The organism is Sphingobium trunci, assembly GCF_022664535.1.
Taxonomy (GTDB): Bacteria; Pseudomonadota; Alphaproteobacteria; order Sphingomonadales; family Sphingomonadaceae; genus Sphingobium.
Genome location: NZ_JAKUJY010000024.1, coordinates 20,666 through 33,864, shown reverse-complemented (window position 1 = coordinate 33,864; position 13,199 = coordinate 20,666). Strand labels below are relative to the sequence as shown.

General features: G+C 65.3%; 15 protein-coding genes and 1 tRNA gene. 6 read left to right on the top strand and 10 right to left on the bottom strand.

Going from position 1 to position 13,199, the window contains the following annotated elements; translation table 11 throughout:
- Positions 1-71: 71 nt before the first annotated feature.
- From MJ601_RS17695 to gluQRS, 4 genes are all read right to left on the bottom strand, one after another.
- Positions 72-947, bottom strand: a complete 876-nt coding sequence (locus MJ601_RS17695) for a GGDEF domain-containing protein (RefSeq protein ID WP_242128848.1) — start codon at positions 945-947, stop codon at positions 72-74.
- Between the two features lie 141 nt (positions 948-1,088).
- The gene (locus tag MJ601_RS17690) at positions 1,089-1,658 is read right to left on the bottom strand and encodes a cob(I)yrinic acid a,c-diamide adenosyltransferase (protein ID WP_242128846.1); all 570 of its coding nucleotides are present in this window, start codon (positions 1,656-1,658) and stop codon (positions 1,089-1,091) included.
- A 6-nt stretch (positions 1,659-1,664) separates the two neighbouring features.
- Positions 1,665-1,898: a twin transmembrane helix small protein gene (locus MJ601_RS17685; RefSeq protein WP_242128844.1), complete on the bottom strand. Its 234-nt coding sequence runs from the start codon at positions 1,896-1,898 to the stop codon at positions 1,665-1,667.
- 9 nt (positions 1,899-1,907) lie between these two features.
- A complete protein-coding gene (gene gluQRS, locus MJ601_RS17680) occupies positions 1,908-2,786 on the bottom strand; it encodes a tRNA glutamyl-Q(34) synthetase GluQRS (protein ID WP_242128842.1) in 879 nt (292 codons plus the stop codon).
- Positions 2,787-2,908: 122 nt separating this feature from the next.
- On the opposite strand from gluQRS, the gene MJ601_RS17675 reads away from it, so the two are divergent.
- Positions 2,909-3,475: an HNH endonuclease gene (locus MJ601_RS17675; protein WP_242128840.1), complete on the top strand. Its 567-nt coding sequence runs from the start codon at positions 2,909-2,911 to the stop codon at positions 3,473-3,475.
- Here MJ601_RS17675 and MJ601_RS17670 read toward each other — a convergent pair whose 3' ends face one another.
- Positions 3,476-4,213, bottom strand: coding sequence for a Crp/Fnr family transcriptional regulator (locus MJ601_RS17670; protein ID WP_245405844.1), 738 nt, complete (start codon positions 4,211-4,213; stop codon positions 3,476-3,478).
- A 206-nt stretch (positions 4,214-4,419) separates the two neighbouring features.
- Here MJ601_RS17670 and murA point away from each other — a divergent pair, with 206 nt between their 5' ends.
- Together murA and MJ601_RS17660 are read left to right on the top strand one after the other, a co-directional pair.
- The gene (murA, locus tag MJ601_RS17665) at positions 4,420-5,703 is read left to right on the top strand and encodes a UDP-N-acetylglucosamine 1-carboxyvinyltransferase (RefSeq protein WP_242128836.1); all 1,284 of its coding nucleotides are present in this window, start codon (positions 4,420-4,422) and stop codon (positions 5,701-5,703) included.
- On the top strand, positions 5,696-7,219 hold the full coding sequence (locus MJ601_RS17660) for a sensor histidine kinase (protein ID WP_242128834.1): 1,524 nt from the start codon (positions 5,696-5,698) through the stop codon (positions 7,217-7,219). The genes murA and MJ601_RS17660 overlap by 8 nt, the downstream gene beginning before the upstream one ends.
- Here MJ601_RS17660 and MJ601_RS17655 read toward each other — a convergent pair.
- The 3 genes from MJ601_RS17655 to MJ601_RS17645 all read right to left on the bottom strand — a co-directional run bounded on the left by MJ601_RS17655 (position 7,164) and on the right by MJ601_RS17645 (position 8,556).
- Complete coding sequence (locus tag MJ601_RS17655) at positions 7,164-7,601, bottom strand: response regulator (protein ID WP_242128832.1); 438 nt, start codon at positions 7,599-7,601, stop codon at positions 7,164-7,166. The two genes, MJ601_RS17660 and MJ601_RS17655, sit on opposite strands and share 56 nt — an antisense overlap.
- A gap of 98 nt (positions 7,602-7,699) precedes the next feature.
- Positions 7,700-7,933, bottom strand: a complete 234-nt coding sequence (locus tag MJ601_RS17650) for a DUF2188 domain-containing protein (protein WP_242128831.1) — start codon at positions 7,931-7,933, stop codon at positions 7,700-7,702.
- Between the two features lie 5 nt (positions 7,934-7,938).
- Positions 7,939-8,556: a DNA-3-methyladenine glycosylase family protein gene (locus tag MJ601_RS17645; RefSeq protein ID WP_242128829.1), complete on the bottom strand. Its 618-nt coding sequence runs from the start codon at positions 8,554-8,556 to the stop codon at positions 7,939-7,941.
- A 75-nt stretch (positions 8,557-8,631) separates the two neighbouring features.
- Here MJ601_RS17645 and MJ601_RS17640 point away from each other — a divergent pair, with 75 nt between their 5' ends.
- Positions 8,632-8,949: a 2Fe-2S iron-sulfur cluster-binding protein gene (locus MJ601_RS17640; RefSeq protein WP_242128827.1), complete on the top strand. Its 318-nt coding sequence runs from the start codon at positions 8,632-8,634 to the stop codon at positions 8,947-8,949.
- A 21-nt stretch (positions 8,950-8,970) separates the two neighbouring features.
- Here MJ601_RS17640 and MJ601_RS17635 read toward each other — a convergent pair whose 3' ends face one another.
- The gene (locus MJ601_RS17635; RefSeq protein WP_242128825.1) at positions 8,971-9,738 is read right to left on the bottom strand and encodes a hypothetical protein; all 768 of its coding nucleotides are present in this window, start codon (positions 9,736-9,738) and stop codon (positions 8,971-8,973) included.
- Between the two features lie 35 nt (positions 9,739-9,773).
- Entirely contained in the window at positions 9,774-10,526 is a 753-nt protein-coding gene (locus MJ601_RS17630; protein ID WP_242128823.1) for a TrmH family RNA methyltransferase, read from the bottom strand.
- A gap of 102 nt (positions 10,527-10,628) precedes the next feature.
- On the opposite strand from MJ601_RS17630, the gene MJ601_RS17625 reads away from it, so the two are divergent.
- A tRNA-Tyr gene (locus MJ601_RS17625) sits at positions 10,629-10,715 on the top strand.
- 145 nt (positions 10,716-10,860) lie between these two features.
- Positions 10,861-13,152: a beta-glucosidase BglX gene (bglX, locus tag MJ601_RS17620; RefSeq protein ID WP_242128821.1), complete on the top strand. Its 2,292-nt coding sequence runs from the start codon at positions 10,861-10,863 to the stop codon at positions 13,150-13,152.
- The last annotated feature ends 47 nt before the right edge of the window (positions 13,153-13,199 follow it).

The following is a 13,199-nucleotide window of genomic DNA, read 5'->3' as shown; positions in this document are numbered from 1 at the left end:
CTTCGATACGGTTGTGCCGCTCTCGCGAAACAAGCGCATGAAGGGGCGTTTATGTTCCGACGGGCTCCGCCCTAGCCATAGGCCTGGCTGGAAGGTCTTTCAGCGCGCTGGATCTGGTCGCGGCCCAGCCGCTTGGCGCGATAGAGCGCCTCGTCGGCCTTGCTGATCGCCGCCGTCACCGGTCCCCCGCGCCATCCGCACAGACCGGCGGAAAAGGTGATGGGCTGGCCGCCCAGCGTGCCGATCGGTTCCTGCCGCATCTGGTCGGCGATGCGGGCCAGCGACCAGCTGGCTTCATCCTCGATCGCATCCTGATAGAAGATGGCGAATTCCTCGCCGCCCCAACGGCCGATCACGTCGACGCGGCGCGTCTGGGACGACAGGCGTGCGGCAAAGTCGCGCAGCACGCGGTCGCCCGCCTCATGGCCGAGATGATCGTTGACCTGCTTGAAATGGTCGATGTCGATGATCGCCACGCAGCCCCGGCGGCGGGGGGTGGGCAGCGCGTCGAGCTGGGCCAGGAATCCGCGCCGGTTGGCGATCCCGGTCAGCGGGTCTTCATGCGCTGCGACGTTCAACTCGTCGATCTGCGCCCGCGTCGCCGTGGCCGCCCGCCGCACTCCGGCAAACAGTTTCGAGATGATATCCCCCACTTCGGGCAATGTCGGCGCGGTACGGTTCAGGTCGGGTTCGTCGCCCCGGTGCAGCGCGTCGGCCAGCGCATGGATCGGGTTCAGCAGGGCGCCGATGCCCAGCAGCGCCCCGGCAGCGCCCGCCATGGTGGCCAGCGTCAGGATCAGGAACTCTGCCCAGGCGATCCGGCCCGTCGCCGCCCCCCAGCCGATATAGCCCAGCAGCGGCAGATGGGTGGTCACAAAGCAGAGCGCGAAAAGACGAAACCGCAAGGAACGCGGAAATATGAAGGAGGTCGCGAGATAGAATTGCATGCACGCAAAATTGGCGTTGCGCGTAAATCAGCGATGAAGAAACAGGGTTAATTCGGCGCGAGGTGACGAACCGTGCCGCCGCAGAGTCCAATGGTTGGAATGAAGGAGAGCCGACACGTCAGCTACCCTCCCGAAACCCGTTTAGCGCGACGCGCCCGGCACCCATTTGACATCGCGCGCGCCATTGCCGTTCAGGCGGCGGGCGAGCACGAACAGCAGATCCGACAGCCGGTTGAGATAGGCCAGCGCCTGCGGGTTCAGCGTCACCTCGGCCGCGGCGGCGGTCGCGCTGCGTTCGGCGCGACGGGTGACGGCGCGCGCCAGATGCACGGCGGCGGCGGCAGGCGATCCGCCCGGCAGGATGAAGCTGTCGAGCGGTGCAAGGCTTTCGTTCATCGCGTCGATCTGCCGTTCCAGCCGTTCGACCTGGCTGGCGATGATGCGCAGCACCCAGGGTTCGTCCGCACCCTCCGGGACCGGCGTGGCAAGGTCGGCACCCAGATCGAAAAGGTCGTTCTGGATGGTGGTGAGCCAGGCCGTTTCCGGTGCGTCACCCATGGCCAGGACCGCCAGGCCGATGGCGCTGTTCGCCTCATCCACATCGCCCACCGCCTGCATGCGCGGCGCATATTTGGGCAGGCGCGATCCATCGACCAGACCGGTGGTGCCCGCGTCACCGGTGCGGGTGTAGATCTTGTTGAGCTTCACCATCGGGGTTCAGCCATGCCCCTTCATTAGCAGCAGGATGGCGACGATGATGACCGCCACCGCCTGAAACAGGATGCGGTTCATCATCATCCTGTTCTGCTTGAGGCTGGAGGGGCTGGGGCCGCCCTCAGGCGAGTTGAGTTGCTCCTTGCTCGCCTGAAGAAAGGCGACGATGCCCCGGATCAGTGCGAACAGCGTGGCGCCCATGGCCAGGATCAGGGCGATGACAAGCAGGATGTTCATAAGCTGAATCTAGGCCCTCCCCAGCGAAATGCCAATCGGAAAGCGCGCCGCCCGCAGGTCGCCGGCGAGGCGGCCTGGATCCGTTCCCTGCGTCCGCAGATCGGCCAGCGCGATCGATCCGTCGCGCTTGGCGAGCCGTTTGCCGTCCGCCCCCACCAGCAGCGGATGGTGGATATAGGTTGGCGAGGGAAGGTCGAGCAAAGCCTGGATCAGCCGGTGGATATCGGTCGCGGCAGACAGGTCGTCGCCGCGCAGCACATGCGTCACGCCCATCGCCGCATCGTCCAGCGTGCAGGAGAGGTGATAGCTGGCCGGGGCGTCCTTGCGCGCGAGCACGACATCGCCCGCCGCGAGCGGAGCCGCGCCTATGCTTGCCGGACCAGCGCTGGCTTCCAGTGGAGAGGGCAGGGCTTTCCATCCGATCGGCCCCGCCCTTTCCACCGCCTGCATCATGTCGATGCGCCAGGCATGGGGCGCCCCGGCTGCGATCCGGCTCTTTCGCTCCGCCTCATCCAGCCCGCGGCAGGTGCCCGGATAGACCGGGCCCTCCGGGCCATGCGGCGCGCTGGCGCTGGCGGCGATATCGGCGCGGGTACAGAAGCAGGGGTAGAGCAGTCCCATGGACCTCAGCCGCTCCAATGCCATGTCATAGGCGCCGAGCCGCGCCGACTGGAAGACGATATCCCCGTCCCATTCGATGCCCAGCCAATGCAGATCCTCGATAATCCCGGCGACATGTTCGGGCCGGCTGCGGGTGCCGTCGATATCCTCGATCCGGAGGCGGAAGGTGCCGCCATGGGCCCGCGCCATGTCCATGGCCAGCAGGGCCGACCAGCCATGGCCCAGATGCAATCTACCGGTGGGGCTTGGCGCGAACCGAGTCACCATATGCTGTGGCTGATTTGATTGAGTCATACTGGCCCTTGACGGGATAGGGTTGTTAATGCTGTCATGCTCCCGTCACGTTCCTGGTCAATCAGTGCGGTGGCAAAGGGGGTTGAAGGGTTAATATGTACCATCCCGACCTTATACGACATCCGGAAAACTGCCCGGCTTTGGTTCTGAACGCAGACTACACGCCGTTAAGCTATTATCCGTTGAGCCTCTGGCCCTGGCAGACCGCCATCAAGGCGGTTTTTTTGGATCGTGTGGACATTGTCGCCAGCTATGAGCGGCAGGTGCACAGTCCCAGCCTGGAGATGAAGATCCCCTCGGTCATCGCGCTCAAGCAATATGTGAAGCCATCCGAACATCCCGCCTTCACCCGGTTCAACCTGTTCCTGCGCGACAAGTTCGCCTGCCAATATTGCGGTTCGCCCCATGATCTGACCTTCGACCATGTCATTCCCCGCCGCGCGGGCGGGCGGACGACCTGGGAAAATGTCGCGACGGCCTGTTCGCCCTGCAACCTCAAGAAAGGCGGTCGGACGCCCAAGGAGGCGCATATGCAGCTGCATGTGACGCCGATCCGCCCGACCAGCTGGCAGTTGCAGGAACATGGCCGCGCCTTCCCGCCCAACTATCTGCACGAAAGCTGGCACGACTGGCTTTACTGGGACGTCGAACTGCTGGCCTGATCAGGGCAGGCCGGGAAGCCAGTCCAGGTCCATATCCTTGTGCCGGTTGGTATAATGGCCGATTTCCTCCAGCAGATCGATGTCGAGCAGGGTGATCCGCCCGTTGGACCGGCTGATCAGGCCTTCCCCCTCCATCTGCCGGATCATGCGGTTCACATGGACGGAGGTGAGGCCGATCGCATCGCCGATTTCCTCCTGCGTCAGCTTGAGGTCGAAACTGTTGGTGATGCCATCGTCCGTCACCCGCAGCCGGTCGAAAATATCCAGCAGGAAGGATGCGACCCGCGCCTTGGCCGAAGTGCGTCCCAATGAGGCGAGCCGGTCTGTCAGCGCGACGCGCTCCGCATTGGACAGCAGGAACAGCAATGCCGCGACCCGCGGATATTCCTCCAGCAACCGCCGCAGCGCATGTTTGTCGAACGGGCAGATGACCACGTCCGACAGGGCGACCAGCGATTCCGGCGCCTTGTTGTAGATGGTGCTCGCCGAACCGATGAAATCGCCCGGAAAATAGACGCGCAATATCTGCCGGCTGCCGTCGGGCAGGATGACGAAACTCATCACCCGCCCTTCGCGCAGGACGAACAGCTCGGTCACGGTGTCGTTGACCCGCTGGATCATGGCGCCGCGCCTCACCTTGCGGGGATTTTCTTCGAGCCGGCTCAACGCTTTCTTCTCTGCGTCGGACAGGGACGCATGCTTCGCCAGCCTTTCCGCGAAACAACTTGTTGCCACCAAAACACCTTCTTGCTTGCATTGTCGTTACGATGGCAAAACGCCCGACGCGTCTTTTGGCTGCATTTCCGCCGCCTGCACTAAACTCGATCAATTTTGTGCGTGCCCATGCATAAAAGTTGCGTTGGGGAAGGCCACGCTGGGGAAAGGTGGAAAGGCGCGCATCCATCCGCCTTGCGGATTGCGGAATTAACGTTAAGACCCTGCCGATGGACCGCATTCACATTCGCGGCGGCAAGGTATTGAACGGCCGCCTTCCCATTTCCGGTGCCAAGAACGCCGCCCTGACGCTGCTGCCCTGTGCCCTGCTGACCGACGAGCCGGTGACGCTGCGCAACCTGCCGCGCCTGGCCGATGTCGACAGTTTCGGTCATTTGCTGAACCAGCTTGGCGTATCGACCATGATTGAGGGCGCCCGGCCGGAGGATTTCGGCCGCGTCATGACGCTGCGCGCGGGCCGCGTGACCTCGACCGAGGCGCCCTATGACATCGTTCGCAAGATGCGCGCCTCGATCCTGGTGTTGGGACCGCTGCTGGCCCGGGCGGGCGAGGCGCGGGTTTCGCTGCCCGGCGGTTGCGCGATCGGCAACCGCCCGATCGACCTGCACCTGAAGGCGCTGGAGGCGTTCGGCGCGACCATCGAGATCAATGCGGGCTATGTCCGGGCCAGCGCGCCCGATGGCGGCCTGCCCGGCGGCATCTACACCTTCCCGGTCGTGTCGGTCGGCGCGACCGAGAATGCGGTGATGGCCGCCGTGCTCGCCAAGGGGACGTGCATCCTTGAAAATGCGGCGCGGGAGCCGGAAATCGTCGACCTCTGCAACCTGCTGATCGCCATGGGTGCGGAGATCGAGGGCGTGGGCACCGACAAGTTGACCATCCATGGCAAGCCCCGCCTGCATGGCGCGACCTACAGCGTGATGCCCGACCGGATCGAGGCGGGCAGCTACGCCTGCGCGGCCGCGATCACGGGCGGATCGCTGGAATTGGCCGGGGCCTGCGCCGACGACATGCATGCGATCCTCGCCGCGCTGCGCGACGCGGGCGTCCATGTCGAGGACCGGAAGGACGGCATCAAGATCTCGTCGGACGGAAAGCTGAGGCCCCTCACCATTTCCACCGCGCCCTTCCCGGCCTTTCCGACCGACATGCAGGCGCAGTTCATGGCGATGCTGACCAAGGCGGATGGCGCATCGGTGCTGACCGAGACGATCTTCGAGAACCGCTACATGCATGTGCCGGAACTGGCGCGCATGGGGGCTGATATCGGCGTCAACGGGCGCACCGCCGTGGTACGCGGCGTCGACAGGCTGGTGGGCGCGCCCGTCATGGCGACGGACCTGCGGGCATCGATGAGCCTCATCCTCGCGGGACTGGCGGCCGAGGGCGAAACCCAGGTCCACCGCGTCTATCATCTCGACCGCGGCTATGAACGGCTGGAGGAAAAGCTGTCCGCCGTCGGCGCCGACATAGAGCGCGTCAGCGATGGCTGAAGGGCGGGGGCTCGAGACGGATCGCGCGGTGCTGCTGGCGCGCTATGATCTCGACGCCGGTGGCTTTGCCACGCTCGACCAGATCACCGCCTTTGCCGCCGCCCTGTGCGAAGCGCCGATCGCACTGGTCAGCATTGTCGAGGAGCGGCGGCAACGCTTCCTCGCCCGCACCGGGCTGGATGCGGAGGAAACGCCGCGCGACGAGTCCTTCTGCGCCCATGCGATGATGGGCGACGCGATCTTCGTGGTGCCCGATGCCTCGGTGGACCCCCGTTTCGCCGATAATGCTCTGGTCACGGGCGCGCCGTTCATCCGTTTCTATGCCGGCGCCCCATTGATCGACGGCGATGGCGTGCCGCTGGGCGCGCTGTGCGTCATCGACGGCAAGCCGCGCGCGGACCTGACGGCCTTGCAGCGGCAGGGACTGTTGCTGCTGGCCCGGCAGGTGATGGTGGAACTGGAAGGTCGGCTGCGCGACCGCGACGTCATAGCCCAGCAGCGCAGGGATGCGCAGGCCGTGGCGGAAAGCGACCGCATGTTCCGCACCCTGGCCGATACCATGCCGCAAATGGTATGGTCGACGCTGCCGGACGGCTATCATGATTATTACAACGCCCGCTGGTATGAATTTACCGGCGTTCCGGCCGGGTCCACCGATGGCGAGGGATGGAACGGCATGTTCCACCCGGACGACCAGGAGCGCGCCTGGAAGCGCTGGCGCCATTCGCTGGAGACGGGCGAACCCTATGAGATCGAATATCGCCTGCGCCATCATAGCGGCGACTATCGCTGGACGCTGGGCCGCGCGCTGCCGATCCGGGACGAGCGGGGGACGATCATCCGCTGGATCGGCACCTGCACCGACATCAACGATCAGATCGCGATGGTGGAGGAACGGGAGGTCATCGCCCATGAGCTTTCCCACCGCATCAAGAATATCTTTTCGGTCATTTCCGGCCTGATCGGACTTTCGGCGCGCGAGCATCCGGAAATCGGCGCGGTAGCCGACGACCTGCGCGACCGCATCATGGCGCTGGGCCGCGCGCATGATTTCGTCCGGCCGCATGGACCCGATTCCCAGCCCGACCATGGCGAGGGCCTGCTCCGGGGCATATTGGAGCAGATTTTCGTACCCTATCGCGATGCCCTGGGGCCACGCATCCATTTTTCCGGCGACAATCCCGCCATTGACGACCGGTCCGCCACGCCGCTGGCCTTGCTGTTCCATGAACTGGCGACCAATGCCGCCAAATATGGCGCGCTGTCCGTCCCCGCAGGCCGGATCATCATCGATGTGTCGGGCGAGGAGAGGGATATCCGCATCGACTGGCGGGAAGAGGGTGGTCCGCCCGCCGCCCCCGCAACGAGCGAGGGTTTCGGCAGCCGGTTGATGCGTCTCAGCGTGGAGCGTCAGTTGGGCGGCCGCATGACCCGCGACTGGCGGCCTGAAGGACTGCGCCTCAGCCTCTGGATTCCAGCGAGTTCCATGAGCCGGGCGACGGCAGGAAAGGCGTGAAGCCGACAATTTCGGCGGCTTCCAGCAGGGGATGCTCGGCCGCGGCCAGGTGCAGAGTCTCGGTGATGCTGTGCGCGCGGAACGGCTTGGTGATGACGCCGAGCGCGGCAACGGACGCCGCGCCGATCTGAGCGGGATTGGCGGTCACATAGATGACGCGGATGCCAAATTGGCTGGCGAGTTCGACACCGATGCCGGGACCGGTGGGACCGTCGCGAAGATTGAGATCGACGAGCGCGATGTCGCAATCGCCAGCGGCATCGAGCGCCGCCTGACGATCAGCCGCGATGGCGCCTACCGTAAAGCCGGCATCCTCCACGATATGCTCGATTTCCAACGCGACGAATATCTCGTCCTCGACGATCAGAACCTTTTTGCTCATCCCAAAGCCCACGCAACTGGAGGCGATAAATGCGCCAATGCCCGACCGGTTCCGTGATGGCCGAAAAATTTTCGCGCCTGCGGCATTTCCGCCGCTCTTCACTCTCCCGCCGCTGGCTGCTCCGCGCCGGTCCACAGCGTCTCGAACATGGTGCCGCGCATCAGCAGGACCGAGGCCGGATAGCCCGCTTGGGTCGCCTTGCGCGCCGTGCCGGTGGCGCTTTCCACCGCGGCTTCCTGCGTGGGGAAGGGGCCGTAATAGCGGTTGTCGAGGTTGATCTTCCAAACGCCCTCATGTTCCAGGACGATGTAGCGGGCATGGGGCAGGGGCATGACGGTTACAGAACCTCCGTATTATAATGGTGCCAGGCCATGATCGCCGCCGCCCCGCGATGGGGGCGCCAGCGTTCGGCCAGATCGCGCGTCAGCTTCTCGCTCGGCCGTTCGGGCAGTCCCAGGATCCGCCCGATCTCGATCTGCACGGCCAGGTCGCCAGCGGGCCAGATATCCGGCCGCCCTTCGGCGAACAGCAGATAGATTTCCGCCGACCAGCGGCCAATGCCCTTGATCCTGACGAGCTGTGTTATCGCCTCCTCGTCGTCGGCGGGCAGATTGTGCAGGTCGAGTACGCCGCCCACCACCAGTTCGGCCAGGCTGCGGGCATAGCCCTGCTTCTGGCGCGACAGGCCGCAGGCGCGCAGCGTGTCGAAATCGCGTGCCAGCAGGGCGTCGGGCGCGCAGCCTTCGCCCAGTTCCGCCTCCAGCTTGCGCCACACCGCGGCGGCGGCGGCGACGCTGACCTGCTGGCCGACAATGGTGCGCAGCAGGGTTTCATAACCCGGCTCGCGCACGCGGGGCAGGGGATAGCCGACGCGGCCGATCGCCGCCGCAAAACCCGGCTCCAGAGTGGCGATCGCATCCAGGCTGTCGCGCAACTGATTGGCGGTCGTCACCATTATTCACTGTCCGGCCCTTGATTTCCCGCCGTGGCTCCGACATGAGCGGCGGGAAAATTTGAGGGACATGGGTACATGGCGAAACTGATTGTGGTCAACCGTTCGGGGGAAGAGCAGGCGGTGGAGGCTCAGGACGGCCTTTCCGTCATGGAGATCATCCGCGACAACGGCTTTGACGAATTGCTGGCTCTGTGCGGCGGTTGCTGTTCCTGCGCGACCTGCCACGTCTATGTCGATCCCGCCTTTGCCGGCAGCCTGCCCGCAGTGAGCGAAGATGAAAGCGACCTGCTCGACAGCTCGGATCATCGCAACGAAACCAGCCGCCTGTCCTGCCAGCTGACCTTCAGCGAAGCGCTCGACGGCCTGCGCGTCACCATCGCGCCGGAAGACTGATAGCGGTTCGTCCGCGCCGCGTTACGGTTTCAGCCGTAGCGTGGCGGCGGGCGCCTCGCTGGTGAGCGGTGTCACCTTCCAGACGATGCGCTTGCCCTGCGGCGTGTCCTGGGCGCCGTCTTCCTGGTTCTGGCTGACGATTTCGGCGTTGGTGGTGAGGGTGAAGACGCCGTCCAGCGCCTTTGCCGCGTCGTCGCCCGCGCTGTTGCCGCCCATCGGATTCTGGCTCTTGTCGAACCCGTTGGAATAGCCCGGCGCCTTCATCCGCACCCGGTCATCCCCACGCAGCTCCACCGCGACGAACGGCAGCACGATCTGCGCGTCGCTGTTGAAGGGGAAGAGGAAGGCGTGGGTCAGCCGGCCGTTGATCGCATAATCGATCTCGAAGCGGTGATTGCCCATGTAGCGGGCGGCGCGGAACCCCTTTTCCCGGGTCAGCGCCGCTGCGATCGCCTGCATCTGCTGTTCGTCGCTCTTGTCATTCTTGGCGCTGAAGTCCTCCGGCGCCGCCTGTTCCTTCTTTTGAACCGCGATTTGCAGGGTACTGGGCTGGTCCTTCGGGGTCGCGCCGTCGATCGGATCGTCACCCATACTGGGCGACGAACCCAGTCCCTTGCCCACGTCGGACGCCAATATCTCGCCCTTGTAGGTGAAGGTGAAGCTGCGGTCGGCGCGGATATCGAGCGCCGATTCGAACTTGCCCGGCGTCACCAGGCAGGCGGAGAGCAGCAGACTGGCCGCCAGTCCGCCGATCGTGCGGACGATGGCAGCGCGCGGAAAAGCGGCCATGTCGAACCCCCTGTCGCCACATGCCCCGTCAGCGGCTACCGGCTGGCGGCCGCATAAAGGGCGATCGCCGCGGCATTGGAAACGTTGAGGCTTTCCATGCGCGGACTGATCGGCAGTTTAGCCAAAATGTCGCAATGCGCCATGCTGTTGTGGCGCAGCCCTTCGCCCTCCGCGCCCAGCACCAGCGCGACCCGCGACGTGCCGATCGCCTCGCCCAGGGTTGTGTCGGCCTCGCCGTCCAGCCCGATCCGCCAGTAACCGGCCTCGGCAATCTCATCGAGTGCACGGGCCAGGTTCACCACCCGCACCCAGGGCACGATCTCCAGCGCGCCCGAAGCCGCCCGCGCCAACACCCCCGATTCGGGCGGCGCATGACGATCCTGCGTCACGATGCACAGCGCATCGAACGCCGCCGCGGATCGCAGAATCGCCCCGACATTATGCGGGTCCGTCACCTGGTCCAGCACCAGCACCGGGCGCCCATGGCCCGGCCCGTCATCCTGCCCGGCCTCCAGCACGTCGCCCAGCCAGATATCGTCCAGCGGCTCGACCTCCGCGACGATGCCCTGATGCGGCGCATCCGACGGCACCATGCGCCCCAGATCGGCGCCGTCGGCATAGACGATGGGCAGGACCGGCGGCAGGTCCAGCGCATTCAGCGCCTCGCGCGTACCCCAGATCTTGCGCACCACCCGGTCCGGATTGGCGAGCGCGGCGATGACGGCATGCCGTCCGTAAAAGCGGGGAAAAGTGCCTTTGGCCTTCCCGGTGCGATTTCCTCTTTTCATGGGATGCGCTCTTTTCACATTCGCCCATTGACAGGCAAGTCTCCTTTCGCCATTGGAGCGCCTCCCAGCCGGTCGGGGCTTCCCCGAAACGGTGTGGCGACTGGACAGGTGGCCGAGTGGTTAAAGGCAGCAGACTGTAAATCTGCCCGGGTTTCCCGTACGCTGGTTCGAATCCAGCCCTGTCCACCATCGCTCCCTCCAGAGGGCGATTTTCCAGCATGACAGCCCCTTGGCCGTTCGCCCCCGCTTAAGGCTCGCTTCGCCTTTTGGCGCTTCCTTTCGGTCGTTAGCGGGATAAGTGACGTTCATCCGCATTCTGCTACGTTCCCGTTCGATGACCGCTCTTCCTCCCGCAACCCGCCGCGCCGTCCTCACCGCCGCCCTTGCCGGCTTCCTGACCCTGCCGCTTCCCCGCCGTGCTTTCGCTGCGGGAGAGGTGGAGCGCGTGGACGATCTGATCGCGCGCATGACGATCGAGGAAAAGGCGGGCCAGATGACCTGCCTGGCCGACAGTTTTCGGCCGTATAACCCGCCCAATCCGCAGGTCGGCATCCAGAATGAAAGGGATCTGGCCGAGGAAATCCGCAAGGGCCGTGTCGGCTGCCTGTTCAACGGCATCGGCGTCGCGGGTGCCCGCCGCGCTCAGGACATCGCCCTCAAGCAAAGCCGTCTCGGCATTCCGCTGCTGTTCGCCGGCGATGTGATCCATGGTCTCAAGACCATCTTCCCGGTGACGCTGGGCGAATCGGCCAGTTTCGATCCGGCGCTTGCCGAACGCACCGCCCGCGCCATGGCGGTCGAGGCGACGGCGGCCGGGCTGCACCTGACCTTCGCCCCGATGGTCGACGTCGCCCGCGACCAGCGCTGGGGCCGGGTGGTCGAGGGGGCGGGCGAGGACGTCATACTGGGCAGCCTGTTCGCTGCCGCCCGCGTGCGCGGCTTTCAGGGGCGCGATCTGCGCCGCGACGACAGCCTGCTGGCCTGCCCCAAGCATTTCGCCGCCTATGGCGCGGTCGCCGGGGGTCTGGAATATGGCAGCGTCGACATCAGCGAGGAGACGCTGCGGGAAACCCACCTCCCGCCCTTCGGCGCGGCCTTTGCAGCGGGCGCGCTCACCACCATGGCCGCCTTCAGCGAGATCAACGGCGTCCCCGCCACCGCCGACCGCGACCTGCTGACCGACATGCTGCGCGGCGAGATGAAGTTCCGGGGCTTCGTCTTTTCCGACTATACCGCCGACGAGGAACTGATCGCCCATGGCTATGCCGAGGATGAGCGCGATGCGACCCGGCTCGCCATCCTTGCCGGCGTCGACATGTCGATGCAGAGCGGCCTTTATGTCCGCTACATTCCCGACCTGGTGAAGAGCGGCGCGGTGCCGATGGCAACGGTGGACGTCGCCGTGCGCCGCATCCTCTACGTCAAGACCGCCATCGGCCTGTTCGACAATCCCTATCGTTCATTGAATGAAGAGGCGGAAAAGACCCATATCTTCACGTCCGCGCACCGGGCGCTGGCCCGCGAGGCCGCCACCCGGTCGATCGTGCTGCTGCAAAATATCGGCGTCCTGCCACTCGATCCGGCCAAGGACCAGACCATCGCCCTCATCGGTCCCTTCGGCGAGGACAGGATGAACGTCTTTGGTCCCTGGGCCTTTTATGGAGAAAAGGGCGCGGGCGTCGACATCGCCACCGGCCTGCGCGCCGCCATGCCCGATCCGGCGAAATTGCTGATCGCGCCGGGCAGCGGGATCCTGACGCCGATCGACGGCGGCGTCGCGAAGGCGGTGGAAACCGCGAAGGCGGCCGACATCGTCATCCTAGCCCTGGGCGAATCGCAGGACATGTCGGGCGAAGCGCAATCGCGCACTGCCATCGAACTGCCCATCGTGCAGCAGGCGCTGGCCGACGCTATCGCGGCTACCGGCAAGCCTGTGATCGTCCTCCTCCGCCACGGCCGCGCGCTGGCGCTGCATGATGGCGTCGCCAATGCGCAGGCGATCCTGGCCACATGGTTCCTCGGCTCCGAATCCGGCCATGCCATCGCCGATATCCTGTTCGGGAAGGAAAATCCTTCGGCCAAGCTGCCGGTCAGCTTCCCCTGGGAATCGGGGCAGGAGCCTTTCTTCTACGACCGCAAGTCGACCGGCCGCCCGGTGGTCGACAACCGTACCGAATATCGTTCCCGCTACGCCACTACCGACAACAGCGCCCGTTTCCCCTTCGGTCATGGTCTCAGCTACAGTGAATTCGTGCTGGACCAGTTGAAGCTGTCCGACAGCGCGCTCCGCTGGGACCGCGCCATCGAAGTCACCGCCCGGCTGACCAACAAAGGCTCCCGCAAGGGTGCCGAGGTGGTGCAGCTCTACATTCGCGACCGCGTCGCCAGCCGCACCCGTCCGATCCGCGAACTGAAACGGATCGAGCGCGTCACCCTGGGGCCAGGGGAGAGCAGGACGGTGCGCTTCTCCCTGTCCCGCACCGACCTGCAATTTGTGGGGGCCGGGAGCAAAATCATCGCGGAACCCGGCCTGTTCGACCTGTGGCTGGGGCAAAGCTCCAATGGCGGCCTGCACAGCCAGTTTACGCTTTACGCGGCGGAACCCGCGTCCACCTCGCCCCAATAAACTCGTCCTTCTCGCGAAGGCGGGGGTCCATCTCCCGGCGGTTCCGC

Bases quoted from the DNA above. Each gene is read 5' to 3' on its own strand.
- MJ601_RS17685 (WP_242128844.1), bottom strand. From the start codon at position 1,898: ATGAACATCCTGCTTGTCATCGCCCTGATCCTGGCCATGGGCGCCACG.
- MJ601_RS17660 (WP_242128834.1), top strand. From the start codon at position 5,696: ATGGCTGAAGGGCGGGGGCTCGAGACGGATCGCGCGGTGCTGCTGGCG.
- MJ601_RS17635 (WP_242128825.1), bottom strand. From the start codon at position 9,738: ATGGCCGCTTTTCCGCGCGCTGCCATCGTCCGCACGATCGGCGGACTG.
- MJ601_RS17690 (WP_242128846.1), bottom strand. From the start codon at position 1,658: ATGGTGAAGCTCAACAAGATCTACACCCGCACCGGTGACGCGGGCACC.
- murA (WP_242128836.1), top strand. From the start codon at position 4,420: ATGGACCGCATTCACATTCGCGGCGGCAAGGTATTGAACGGCCGCCTT.
- gluQRS (WP_242128842.1), bottom strand. From the start codon at position 2,786: ATGGTGACTCGGTTCGCGCCAAGCCCCACCGGTAGATTGCATCTGGGC.
- MJ601_RS17630 (WP_242128823.1), bottom strand. From the start codon at position 10,526: ATGAAAAGAGGAAATCGCACCGGGAAGGCCAAAGGCACTTTTCCCCGC.
- MJ601_RS17655 (WP_242128832.1), bottom strand. From the start codon at position 7,601: ATGAGCAAAAAGGTTCTGATCGTCGAGGACGAGATATTCGTCGCGTTG.
- MJ601_RS17695 (WP_242128848.1), bottom strand. From the start codon at position 947: ATGCAATTCTATCTCGCGACCTCCTTCATATTTCCGCGTTCCTTGCGG.
- MJ601_RS17640 (WP_242128827.1), top strand. From the start codon at position 8,632: ATGGCGAAACTGATTGTGGTCAACCGTTCGGGGGAAGAGCAGGCGGTG.
- MJ601_RS17645 (WP_242128829.1), bottom strand. From the start codon at position 8,556: ATGGTGACGACCGCCAATCAGTTGCGCGACAGCCTGGATGCGATCGCC.
- MJ601_RS17650 (WP_242128831.1), bottom strand. From the start codon at position 7,933: ATGCCCCTGCCCCATGCCCGCTACATCGTCCTGGAACATGAGGGCGTT.
- MJ601_RS17675 (WP_242128840.1), top strand. From the start codon at position 2,909: ATGTACCATCCCGACCTTATACGACATCCGGAAAACTGCCCGGCTTTG.
- bglX (WP_242128821.1), top strand. From the start codon at position 10,861: ATGACCGCTCTTCCTCCCGCAACCCGCCGCGCCGTCCTCACCGCCGCC.